This is a genomic window from Nonomuraea thailandensis (assembly GCF_024172165.1).
In the GTDB taxonomy this organism is placed as follows: Bacteria; Actinomycetota; Actinomycetes; order Streptosporangiales; family Streptosporangiaceae; genus Nonomuraea; species Nonomuraea thailandensis.
In genome coordinates this window covers 1,878,941-1,889,566 of record NZ_JAMZEB010000002.1, presented here as the reverse complement: position 1 = coordinate 1,889,566, position 10,626 = coordinate 1,878,941, and the positions used below count along the sequence as shown (strand labels likewise).

Sequence of the window (10,626 nt, the reverse complement as noted above, 5' to 3'; positions counted from 1 at the left end):
CTGCAATTCCACGGATGCGAGGCTGTCGATGGAATTTCGCCTGCTCGGGCCCGTCGAGGTGTGGGACGGAACGCAACGGGTGCCGCTGGGCGGGCCCAAACCGCGGGCGCTCCTCGCCTCGCTGCTCCTCAGCCCCGGGCGCGTGGTGTCGGTCGACCGGCTGGTGGACCTGATCTGGAGCGACCGTGTTCCCGGCACCGCCAGGGAGCTCGTCCAGACGTACGTCTCCGCGCTGCGGCGCAGGCTGCGGACCGAGGTGATCGTGACCCGTCCCCCCGGTTACCTGCTGCACCTGGACGGCGAGCGGTTGGACCTCCAGGTGTTCGAGCGATTGGCCGCGGACGGCCGGCTGGCCGCGCAGCAGGGCAGGCATGAGGACGCCGAGCAGGCGCTGCGCGCCGCCGAGGCGCTGTGGCGCGGCCCCGCGCTGAGCGGGATCGGCGAGACGCTCCGGGCGGAGGCGGCCCGCCTGGAGGAGCTTCGCACAGCCGTCATCGAGGAGCGCATCGCCGCCGAGCTGCTCCTGGACCGCCACAGCGACCTGGTGGCGGAGCTCACCGCGCTGGTCGCCGCGCACCCGACGCGGGAGCGGATCCGCGGCCAGCTCATGACGACGCTGTACCGGCTGGGCCGCTCGGCCGAGGCCCTGGCGGTCTTCGACGACGGGCGGGTGAGGCTGGCGGAGGAGCTGGGCCTCGATCCGGGCCCGGAGTTACGCGCGTTGCAGGAGGCCGTCCTGCGTGGTGATCCGTCGCTGTCCGGGGCGGCGCCGCCGTACCTCAGGCGGCAGTTCGTGCCCGAGCAGCTTCCGCCGGACGTGCCGGACTTCACGGGCCGGGCGGAGGTCATCGGCGAGCTGACGCCGATGCTGGCCGGGAGCCGCACGGCGCCGCCCGTGGTGATCATCTCGGGGAAGGGCGGGGTGGGCAAGAGCGCCGTGGCGGTCCACCTGGCGCACCGGGTCGCCGAGCGTCATCCGGACGGCCAGCTCTTCGCCGACCTTCGCGGTACGAGCGGCACCCCGGCCACCGCCCAGGAGGTGCTCGGCCGTTTCCTGCGCGCGCTCGGCGTCGAGCACGAGGCCCAGCCCGAGTCACCGGCGGAGCGGGCCGCCCTGTACCGCAGCCTGCTGGCGCAGCGGCAGGTGCTGGTCGTGCTGGACGACGCCCGCAGCGAGCAGCAGATCAGGCCGCTGCTGCCCGGCGGGGCCGGCTGCGCGGTGCTGGTCACCTCACGCGCGCGGCTCGCCGGTCTGGCGGGCGCGCAACTGGCCGACCTCGACCTGCTCGACGGCGAGGCCGCGCTCACACTCCTCGGGGCCGTCGCCGGGGACGACCGCGTCGCCGCCGAGCCGGAGGCCGCCCGTGAGATCGTCCGGCTGTGCGGCCTGCTGCCCCTCGCGGTGCGGACCGTGGGCGCGCGGCTGGCCACGCGCCGGCACTGGCCCCTGGCCACCATGGCCGCCAGGCTCACCGACGAGCGCCGCAGGCTGGACGAGCTCACCGCCGGGGACGTGGAGGTCCGCGCCAGTGTCAGCCTGAGCTACCGGCTGCTGGACGAGCAGGACAGGAAGGCCTTTCGCCGGCTCGGCCTCCTGGGGGTGCCCGACTTCGCGCCGTGGATCATCGCCCCGCTGCTCGACGTGCCGGCGACGGACGCCGATGACATCGCCGAGCGCCTGGTGGACGCCCAGCTCGTGGACTTCGCCGCGATCGACGCCACCGGGCAGCCCCGCTACCGGCTGCACGATCTCCTGCGGGTCTTCGCCGCGGAACGCGCCGAGGCGGACGACACCGCGGACGAGCGCGCGGCGGCCGTCGCGCGCACCCTCGGCGGCTGGCTCTGGCTGATCGACAGGATCGACTCCCGGACGCCGTCCGGGGAGGTCGTCCTGCGCGGCGGCTACGCCTCGGCCCGCCCGGTCGACGACCTCGTCGCCGGCCGGGCGGCGGCGGATCCCGCGGCCTGGCTGGACGCCGAGGCGCCCTGCCTCATCGTGGCCGTGTCGCGCGCCGCGGCGCTGAACCTGGACGCCGCCGCCTGCGACCTGGCCGCGGCGCTGTCCTTCTCGCACGTCTTCAACGCCAACCGGCTGAGCGAGTGGCGCGCCAGCCACGAGGCCGCGCTGGCGGCCGCCCGGCGCGCCGGGAACCGGGCCGGCGAAGCGGTCCTGCTGGCCGGGCTGGGCCACCTCCACTACAAGCTGGACCGCTTCGACCAGGTGCACGAGCACCTGTCGGCGGCCCTGCCGCTGTTCGCGGAGACCGGGAACGTCAGGGGCGAGGCCGTCGCCCTGGCGGGCATGGGCACCGCCTGCCGCGAGCAGTGCCGGATGCGCGAGGGGCTCGCGTACCTGACCGGCTCCGCGGCGATCTTCCGGCGGCTGGGCGACCACGCCGCGATCGGCGCGACCTCGCGGATGGCCGCCGCCATCCATCTCGAGCTCGGCGAGTACGAGGCCACGTGGCCGCTGCTCGATGAGGCCCTGGACGCCTACCGCCGGGCGGGCAGCCGGCGCGGTGAGGCCCTCACGCTGCGCACCACGAGCCTCGTGCATCGCGCCCTGGGCCGTTACGCCGAGGCCGCCGAGCTGAGCACCCGGGCGCTGGACATGTTCCGCGCCGTCGGCGACCCGCTCATGGCCGCCTTCGCGGTGCAGTCCCTCGTCAAGGCGCGGATCCGGCAGGGCGACGGAGGCGGCCTGCCGCTCCTCCTCGACGCTCTGGAGGTGTGCACGAACCACTTCGACCGGTTCGGCCAGGCGCTCATGCAGCGCACCATCGGCGAGCTCCATCTGGTGAACGGCCAGCTGGATCTCGCCGAGGCCCATCTCCTGCGGTCGATCGCCCTGTCCGAGGAGATCAGGACGCCGCTCCCCGTGGCGCGGGCCAGGCGCGACCTGGCGGCGGTGCTGGAGGCGCGCGGCGACACGGCGGGGGCGGAGCTCCTGATCGCCGAGGTGTCGGCCGTCTTCGCCCGCCACGGCGCTCGGGAGAGCGACGAGCTCGGGCACCTTCGAGGGGTGACGAGCTCGGGGTCGTCTGGTCCGGGCATGCGGAAGGGCCGGATCCCGGGGACCCGGCCCTTCGGTCGTCAGGATCAGAAGTAGGGGCTCCAGCCGGGGCCGATGGGGGTGGCCGGGCCGAACTCGTTGCCGCCCTCGCCGTTCCAGACGTGCAGGGTGCCGTCGGTCACGGCGGCGATGTCGTCATGACCATCGCGGTTGACATCACCGATCGAGGTCAGCGTGCCGTCGAAGCGCGCCCAGCCGGCCCCGATCTCGACGGCCGGGCCGAACCGGTTGCCGCCCGTGCCGTTCCAGACGTGCAGCGCGCTGCCGTCCTTGATCGCGGCCAGGTCACCGATGCCGTCGTTGTTGAAGTCACCACCGACCGGCTTGCTGAAGGCTGACCAGCCGCCCCCGATCTCGACCGCCGGGCCGAACCGGTTACCGCCCATGCCGTTCCAGACATGCAGCGCGCTGCCGTCCTTGATCGCCGCGATGTCGTCATGACCGTCACGGTTGACATCACCGATCGAGGTCAGCGTGCCGTCGAACGGCCCCCAGCCGGCCCCCACCTCGACCGCCGGACCGAACTCGTTGCCGCCCTCACCGTTCCAGACATACAGCGTGCTACCGCCCTTGACCGCGGCCAGATCGCTGATCCCGTCGTCGTTGAAGTCACCCGCCACCGGCTTGCCGAAAGCCGACCAGCCGCCCCCCACCTCCACCCGCGTGGCGAAGTTGTTGCCGCCCCTGCCGTTCCACACGTTCAACGTGCCGGTCGCCGCCGAGAAGATGTCCCCGACACCGTCACCGTTGAAGTCCGCGCCGTGTACGGACGCGTGGTCGTCGACGATGTTCTTGTACCGGATGGGCGTGTAGTCCTGCATGCTCGCCCACGACTCGTCCCCGCGTTCGCCGTGGGAGTTGACCGACGGGCCCTTGGCCCAGTCGTTCTGCCATCCGTCGCCGTCGGGATCGCTGCCGCCGTTGAGCGAGTAGGTCCACGCGCCCTGGGTGTGGTCCTGCTCGTTCTTCCACCGGGCGAACAGCTCCATGTGGCCGCTCTTGAGGATCGCGTCGCCCGGCTTGAGGTCGTGGAGACTGCCCAGGTTGATCTTTCCGGAGTAGCCGGCGAAGTCGACCGTGCTGTTGCCGCCCTTGCCGGAGTTGGCCGTGATGTGCCAGGCCATGGAGACCAGGCCGGAGCAGTCCGGCCCGTACTTGTCGTCCCCCTCCGCGTCCGTGACCAGGGTGTTGGACCGGCGCGTCAGGTTGTAGCGGACGTTGCGGTCGACCCAGTTCTGGGCGCGTGCCAGCACCTCCGAGCGGGTGATCCTGCCGTCCGGGGAGCTAGCGGCCTGTGCGGCCCGGGGCGTGACCGTGGCGTCCAGGGCGGTGAAGGAGAACGTCGCGGCGATGAACGCGAGGCCGGCCAGGAGGCGGGCGGGGGCTGACGTGCTCGGCATGGGATTTCCTCCGGGTGAGGGGGCCGGTGTTCCGGCCCCGGGCAACGCCAGAGTGCCGAGCGGTGCTGGAAATCCCCTGCAATGCTTTTTCAGCGCCTTTCATCCGGCGCGCCGCCGTGCCCGCGGGTACCGCGCGGCCGGGGTGTGCCGTCCGGCACGAGCTCGCCGCAGGGGCCGGAGGAGCCCGTACGGGGCCGGACATGGGTCGGGCCCGCACCCGGTGGCGGGTGCGGGCCCGGACTCAAGGCCGCGTCAGATCAGGCGGGGACGATGTTCTCCGCCTGCGGGCCCTTCTGGCCCTGGACGATGTCGAAGGACACCTTCTGGCCCTCGTGCAGCTCGCGGTAGCCGCCGTTGGAGACGATGTTGGAGTAGTGAGCGAAGACGTCGGCGCCGCCGCCGTCCTGCTCGATGAAGCCGAAGCCCTTTTCCGAGTTGAACCACTTGACGGTTCCGGATGCCATGGCGATCTCCTTAGAAGAGATGTGGAGTGACGCTATTCGCACCGTGCGAATTGCGGTGTCGCCGTGATGAAAGCCCATCCGGAGATGACCGGAAACACAAAACGCACCTGGGGGATCGATCTGCCAGGTGCGTACGAAGTCTTTTATGGGTACAACAACTGCAACACTGACCAGTCTAGCACAGGCTTTCCGGCCATCCGACCGGCCCCGCCCGTCACCGCGAAAGCCGGGGCCGGGGCGGTGGCGGGCGGGGCGGTGTCAGGCCTCCTCGGGCGCGAGGGCCCGTACGGACGCCCGCCGCGTGGACAGGGCCCAGCGGCCGGGCCCGAAGACGGCGATGAGCAGGAAGCCCCAGCAGAAGAGGGCGGCCTTCTCGCCCCCGTTCTCGATCGGGAACAGCGCCTGGGGCTGGTGGACGACGAAGTAGGCGTAGGCCATGGTGCCCGAGCAGATGACGGCGGCGGCGCGGGTGGCCACCCCGAGGACGACGAGGGTGCCGGCGACCAGCTCGATGACGGCGGCCCACCACCCGGGCCACTGCCCGAAACCGGGCGCCGGGCCCTGGGGGCCGCCCATCACGTCGAAGAGGGTCGCCGCGCCGTGGCAGGCGAACAGCAGCCCCACCACGAAGCGGTAGAAGGCCAGGAACAGCCCCTGCTGTCTGAGCAGCGCATCCACGACGACGTCCTTTCTATCGAGGCGAATCCGGGGTTGCTGACCGGCGCGGCGCACCGGCCGCCTGGCCGGCAAGGCTTTGCGTTGAGTTGTCATACCAGGTCTTGTTTCCTGAACGGCGGAAAAATGTATGGGAGCGCTCCCATGAGCATCAAGAGTTGGACCCGGGAATGTCAAACATGAGCCACCCGCAAAACACCGGCCCATAAACATCCCGGGCGTGCTCACATGGCCGGACACCGATTCGCCAAAACTTTCTTGACCATGAAATTTTCACCGGAACGGCCGCCCCGGCATCAGGGATGCGGGGGCGCCGTCAGGCCCGCGGTGATGAAGGCGATCACGGTGGCGGTCTCGGGCAGCGGCGCGGCGGCGGCCGGGGCGGGGGCGACCGACCGGCCGTAGACCTCCAGCAGCAGCGTGAACGCCAGCCGCCACCGGTCGCCCACCTCCCGCACGGGCAGCCGGGGCAGCGCCCGGCCGAGCATGACCTCGAAGGGCGTGGTGCCGAACCAGGCCGAGACGTTGACCAGCCGCCCGCTGCGCAGCGCCGAGCGGGCCAGCAGATGGCAGAGCATGCGCCCCTTCTCGCCGCGCGACAGCTCCTCGAACGGCTCCACGATGGCCGCCACCAGGTCACGTACCTCGAACGGCTGCCCCTCCCCCTGGGAGCGGCGGGAGAGATCGTCCAGCCGATCGGCCCACAACGGCGCCAGCTCCTGCTCCAGCAGCGCCGCGATCAGCCCCTCGCGGGAGCCGAAGTGGTAGTGCACGGCGCCGGGGTTGAGCCCGGCCTCGGCGTTGATCGCCCGCACCGAGACCTGCTCGAAGCCCCTGTCGAGGAACAGCCGCTCGGCCGCGGCCAGCAGCCGGGCCCGGGTGGAAAGAGCGTCCTCCGTCATGTTCGCATCGTATTCAATCAGTGATTGGATGATGTCACACCGGATGACCAGGAGCCCGACATGGACGTGTTCGGCCAGGCCAGACTCGGCCCGCTCACCCTGCGCAACCGCATCATCAAGGCCGCGACCTTCGAGGGCATGTCCAGAGGCGCCCTCGTCAGCGACGACCTCATCGCCTTCCACCGCGCCCACGCGGCCGGCGGCGCCGCCATGACCACCGTCGCCTACTGCGCCGTCGCCCCCGAGGGCCGCACCCAGCGCAGCCAGCTCTGGATGCGCCCCGAAGCCCTGCCCGGCCTGCGCCGCCTCACCGACGCCGTGCACGCCGAGGGCGCCGCCGTCTCCGCCCAGATCGGGCACGCCGGCCCCGTCGCCAACAGCAGGTCCAACCGCCTGCCCGCGTTAGCCCCGTCGGCCTCGTTCAACCCGCAGGCCATGACCATGACCCGGCGCGCCACCGCCGCCGACATCGAGCGCGTCATCGCCGCCCACGCCACCGCCGCCGAGCTGGCCGTCGAGGCGGGCTTCGACGCCGTGGAGATCCACCTGGGCCACAACTACTTCGCCAGCTCGTTCCTCTCCCCCAGGCTCAACAGGCGCCGCGACGAGTACGGCGGATCGCCGGCCGCCCGCGCCAGGGTCGCCCTCGGCGCGGCCCGCGCCGTCCGCGACGCCGTCGGCGACCGCATCGCCATCCTGGCCAAGCTCAACATGGACGACGGCGTCCCCGGCGGCCTCTGGCTGGACGAGAGCCTTCAGGTGGCCCGGTGGCTGGAGCGCGACGGCAGCCTCGACGCCCTGGAGCTGACCGCCGGCAGCTCCCTGCTCAACCCGATGTACCTCTTCCGCGGTGACGCGCCCCTGCGCGAGTTCGCCGCCGCCTTCAGGCAACCCGCGCGCCTGGGCATCAGGCTCGCGGGCGACCGGTTCATCCGCGCCTACCCCTACAGGGAGGCGTACCTGCTGGACTCCGCCCGCCAGTTCCGCGCCGCGCTGAGGCTGCCGCTCGTCCTGCTCGGCGGCATCAGCCAGCGCGCCACCCTGGACCTGGCCATGGACGAGGGCTTCGAGTTCGTCGCGATGGCCCGCGCCCTGCTGCGCGAGCCCGACCTGGTCAACCGCATGCGCAAGGACGCCGGCACCCGCTCATTGTGCGTCCACTGCAACAAGTGCATGCCGACGATCTTCACCGGCACCCACTGCGTCCTGGCCTGAACGGGACGCCGGCCGATGACTTTCGCCGGGGTCCGCAGTCTGTATCGGCACATGCATCGACCGTACGCGAGGAGGGCCTCATGACCGCCACCTACACCTTCGACGTCTTCTCCAGCCTCGACGGCTTCGGCGCCGCCGGCGGCAACTGGACCGGCTACTGGGGCAAGCAGGGCCCCGAGCTGCTCGGCCACCGGCTCGCCGTGTACGAGCAGGAGCAGCGGATGGTCTTCGGGGCGAACACGTACCGGGCGTTCACCCGGATGCTGGCCGAGAGCCCCGAGGGGGCCGACGTGCGCGACCCCTGGGTGAAACGGATGCGGAACCTGCCGGCGACGGTGGTCTCGAACACGCTGGACGAGCCCCTCGACTGGCCGGACGGGACCGTCGTGCGCGGCGACGCCGTCGAGGCCGTCGCCCGGCTCAAGGAGGAGTCCAAGGTGCCGTTGCGCTCGCATGGCAGCCTGTCGCTGAACCGGGCGCTGATGGCGGCCGGTCTGGTGGATCTCGTCCAGGTGACGCTGTTCCCCGTGATCACCGGACGGACCGGGCTGGACCCGATCTTCCACGGCGGGGCCGACTTCGACCTCGAACTCGTCGAGCGCCGGACGCTGGACGGCCACATCCAGGAGCTCGTCTACCGGCCTGCCCTGCATCTCTGAGCCGGGCTCGTCTAGCCGAGCTGTTCGGCCAGCCCGACGATAAGGCCCTCGGGGCCGCGCACGTAGCAGAGCCGGTAGCTGTCCTCGAACCGCGACAGCTCGCCGACCAGCTCCGCGCCACGGGCGCGCAGGCGGGCGACGACGTCCTCGATGTCGTCGACGGCGAACATGATGCGGCGGATGCCCAGCGTGTTCACCGGCGCGTCCTCCGGCGCCGGGCTGATCGCCCGCGGCGTGTGGAACCTCGCCAGCTCGATCCGCCCGTGCCCGTCAGGGGTGCGCAGCATGGCCACGTCCTGCCGGACGCCGTCGATCCCGATGATCCGCTCCACCCACCGCCCCTCGACGGGCCCCCTGCCCTCCAGCTCCATGCCGAGCTCGACGAAGAACGCGATGACCGCGTCGAGGTCGTCGACCACGATGAGGACGTTGTCCATCCGCTGGATCGTCATGCCGGTCCTCCTTGTCCGGTGCGGCCACGGTGACCCGCATCTGCCCCTGGGACGGAGCCGCCGGGCCGTTCTCGACATCACGGCGAGCGGCATGCCGGCCCGCCGTCACCGCCCCGTCACCGCCCCGTGGCCGTCATCGCGGTCTTCAGCAGCGTGCGCAGTGTCCCCAGCGCCCGGTCCGGGTCGACCAGGGCGGGCGCCAGCAGCCACTGCTGGTGAACGCCGATCCCGGCCCCGATGATCACCGCGGAGAGCGCGTCGGCGGGCAGCTCCGGCGGCAGCGGCAGCCGTTCCAGTGACCGCCTGCAGTGCTCGCGCAGGGTCTTGTGGATCTCGACGTACCGGCCCTGGATCGGCGAGCCCGGCTCCAGCGCCTCCACCAGCAGGGTCACGAACAGCTTGGTGGTGGGCAGCGTGAACAGGGCGGCCACGGCCTCCGCCATCCGGTCGAGGCCCTCCTCCCCGCTCCGGCCCGGATCCTCCTCGCTCTCGCCCGGCTCGTCGCCGAGGCGCGCGCGGATCAGGCCCGTCGAACGTTCGAGCACGGCCAGCAGCAGGCCCTCCTTACTGCCGAAATGCCACGGAATCGACCCTCTGCTGATGCCGGACCGCTCCGCCACGTCCGCGAACGTGGTCTGCCGATACCCCTTGGCGGCGAAGAGGTCGGCCGCCGCGGCCAGGATCAGCTCGCGGCTCTCCTGGCTGGTCTGCTCTCGTCGTGTTGTCACACCATCGCCTCCTATGCTAGCAATCATAATCTATGCTGGCCAACACAGGAGGCCGAGGAGAGATGAGACTTCCCGACACCGCGCACACCACCCGCCCCTGGCGGATCCACGCGCTGACCGGCGACTTCCGGGTCGAGGACGTGTGGGCGCTGCCCACCCCCGGCGGCCCCGGCGACCTGACCCTGCTGGTGCGGCAGATGTCGACCCGCGAGGGCGGCTTCTCCGGCGCCGCCCGCGCGCTGTTCGCGCTGCGCTGGAGGATCGGCCGGCTGTACGGCTGGGACGGCCCGCGCACCGGCGTCGGCGCGCGGGTGCGCAGCCTGCGCGAGCGGCTGCCCGCCGACCTGCGTGACGGCGACCGCGGGCCGGACCTGCGTGCCGTCCCGCTGACCTCGGTCTTCCTGACCGGCGACGAGTGGGTGACCGAGACGGCCAACCGGACCGTGCACACGATCATGCACATCGGCTGGGTCCCGGACGGCTCCGGCGGCCACAGCGCGCAGATGGCCGTGCTGGTCAAGCCGAACGGGCTGTTCGGCACCGCGTACATGGCCGCGATCAGGCCGTTCCGTCACCTGATCGTCGACCCGGCGCTGGTACGGCTGATCGGGCGCGGCTGGCGGGACCGCTCCGGCGAGCCCGGCCCCGCCTGACCCTCCCGGCACATGCCGGCCGAGACCTGGCTGACCGGCGAGGCGGTGGTCTCGTGCGGTGGGAGCCGGAGGAGGCGCCCGCCGCCTCGCTGACGGCCGTCAGGCCGGGTGGCGATCTCCCGTGCCGGGATCTGCCTGCCGGTGCCCAGCCACCAGGTGATGGACCGCAGGAACATGCCGCCCAGGAGGGCCGGCACCAGGTCGCCCGGCTGCTGGGGCGTGCGGGTGCGCCGGACCCGGACGTTCTCCCGGGACATGCCGAGCCTCCTGTCCCCTGGAGTGCGGACAGTGCGTCCGTCGAAAGACGGCATGTCTCGCGCGTCCGTCCAGGCGGCCTGTCCCCCGTGCGAGCTACCCGCGAATGCCCTCTGGATGGTGACGCTTCCGGAACCGCCGATTCCATAG

Annotated in this window: 11 protein-coding genes; 4 read left to right on the top strand and 7 right to left on the bottom strand. The window is 71.9% G+C overall.

What is annotated here, in order from left to right:
- Positions 1-28: 28 nt before the first annotated feature.
- Positions 29-3,109 carry an AfsR/SARP family transcriptional regulator gene (locus tag HD597_RS12715; protein ID WP_253742225.1) on the top strand — a complete coding sequence of 1,027 codons (3,081 nt, stop codon included), beginning with the start codon at positions 29-31 and terminating at the stop codon, positions 3,107-3,109.
- On the opposite strand, the gene HD597_RS12710 is transcribed toward HD597_RS12715, so the two are convergent.
- From HD597_RS12710 to HD597_RS12695, 4 genes are all read right to left on the bottom strand, one after another.
- Entirely contained in the window at positions 3,100-4,473 is a 1,374-nt protein-coding gene (locus HD597_RS12710) for an FG-GAP repeat domain-containing protein (RefSeq protein WP_253742224.1), read from the bottom strand. The two genes, HD597_RS12715 and HD597_RS12710, sit on opposite strands and share 10 nt — an antisense overlap.
- Positions 4,474-4,730: 257 nt before the next feature.
- The gene (locus HD597_RS12705) at positions 4,731-4,937 is read right to left on the bottom strand and encodes a cold-shock protein (protein ID WP_253742223.1); all 207 of its coding nucleotides are present in this window, start codon (positions 4,935-4,937) and stop codon (positions 4,731-4,733) included.
- A gap of 258 nt (positions 4,938-5,195) precedes the next feature.
- Complete coding sequence (locus tag HD597_RS12700) at positions 5,196-5,615, bottom strand: DoxX family protein (protein ID WP_253742222.1); 420 nt, start codon at positions 5,613-5,615, stop codon at positions 5,196-5,198.
- 293 nt (positions 5,616-5,908) lie between these two features.
- The gene (locus tag HD597_RS12695; RefSeq protein WP_253742221.1) at positions 5,909-6,514 is read right to left on the bottom strand and encodes a TetR/AcrR family transcriptional regulator; all 606 of its coding nucleotides are present in this window, start codon (positions 6,512-6,514) and stop codon (positions 5,909-5,911) included.
- Between the two features lie 60 nt (positions 6,515-6,574).
- Here HD597_RS12695 and HD597_RS12690 point away from each other — a divergent pair, with 60 nt between their 5' ends.
- Positions 6,575-7,729, top strand: a complete 1,155-nt coding sequence (locus HD597_RS12690; protein ID WP_253742220.1) for an NADH:flavin oxidoreductase — start codon at positions 6,575-6,577, stop codon at positions 7,727-7,729.
- A gap of 80 nt (positions 7,730-7,809) precedes the next feature.
- Positions 7,810-8,388, top strand: a complete 579-nt coding sequence (locus HD597_RS12685) for a dihydrofolate reductase family protein (RefSeq protein ID WP_253742219.1) — start codon at positions 7,810-7,812, stop codon at positions 8,386-8,388.
- A gap of 11 nt (positions 8,389-8,399) precedes the next feature.
- Here HD597_RS12685 and HD597_RS12680 read toward each other — a convergent pair whose 3' ends face one another.
- Both HD597_RS12680 and HD597_RS12675 read right to left on the bottom strand, forming a co-directional pair.
- Positions 8,400-8,825: a VOC family protein gene (locus HD597_RS12680; RefSeq protein ID WP_253759329.1), complete on the bottom strand. Its 426-nt coding sequence runs from the start codon at positions 8,823-8,825 to the stop codon at positions 8,400-8,402.
- A 131-nt stretch (positions 8,826-8,956) separates the two neighbouring features.
- Positions 8,957-9,568 carry a TetR/AcrR family transcriptional regulator gene (locus HD597_RS12675; protein ID WP_253742218.1) on the bottom strand — a complete coding sequence of 204 codons (612 nt, stop codon included), beginning with the start codon at positions 9,566-9,568 and terminating at the stop codon, positions 8,957-8,959.
- Positions 9,569-9,630: 62 nt separating this feature from the next.
- Between HD597_RS12675 and HD597_RS12670 the strand changes: the two genes are divergently transcribed.
- A complete protein-coding gene (locus HD597_RS12670; RefSeq protein WP_253742217.1) occupies positions 9,631-10,221 on the top strand; it encodes a DUF2867 domain-containing protein in 591 nt (196 codons plus the stop codon).
- Here the strand turns inward: HD597_RS12670 and HD597_RS12665 are convergent.
- A complete protein-coding gene (locus HD597_RS12665; RefSeq protein WP_253742216.1) occupies positions 10,140-10,478 on the bottom strand; it encodes a hypothetical protein in 339 nt (112 codons plus the stop codon). The genes HD597_RS12670 and HD597_RS12665 overlap by 82 nt on opposite strands.
- Positions 10,479-10,626 lie beyond the last annotated feature (148 nt).

What these genes read in the sequence shown, in the direction of transcription:
- HD597_RS12715 (WP_253742225.1), top strand. Translation starts at nt 29, where the DNA reads ATGGAATTTCGCCTGCTCGGGCCCGTCGAGGTGTGGGACGGAACGCAA.
- HD597_RS12710 (WP_253742224.1), bottom strand. Translation starts at nt 4,473, where the DNA reads ATGCCGAGCACGTCAGCCCCCGCCCGCCTCCTGGCCGGCCTCGCGTTC.
- HD597_RS12705 (WP_253742223.1), bottom strand. Translation starts at nt 4,937, where the DNA reads ATGGCATCCGGAACCGTCAAGTGGTTCAACTCGGAAAAGGGCTTCGGC.
- HD597_RS12695 (WP_253742221.1), bottom strand. Translation starts at nt 6,514, where the DNA reads ATGACGGAGGACGCTCTTTCCACCCGGGCCCGGCTGCTGGCCGCGGCC.
- HD597_RS12690 (WP_253742220.1), top strand. Translation starts at nt 6,575, where the DNA reads ATGGACGTGTTCGGCCAGGCCAGACTCGGCCCGCTCACCCTGCGCAAC.
- HD597_RS12685 (WP_253742219.1), top strand. Translation starts at nt 7,810, where the DNA reads ATGACCGCCACCTACACCTTCGACGTCTTCTCCAGCCTCGACGGCTTC.
- HD597_RS12680 (WP_253759329.1), bottom strand. Translation starts at nt 8,825, where the DNA reads ATGGACAACGTCCTCATCGTGGTCGACGACCTCGACGCGGTCATCGCG.
- HD597_RS12670 (WP_253742217.1), top strand. Translation starts at nt 9,631, where the DNA reads ATGAGACTTCCCGACACCGCGCACACCACCCGCCCCTGGCGGATCCAC.
- HD597_RS12665 (WP_253742216.1), bottom strand. Translation starts at nt 10,478, where the DNA reads ATGTCCCGGGAGAACGTCCGGGTCCGGCGCACCCGCACGCCCCAGCAG.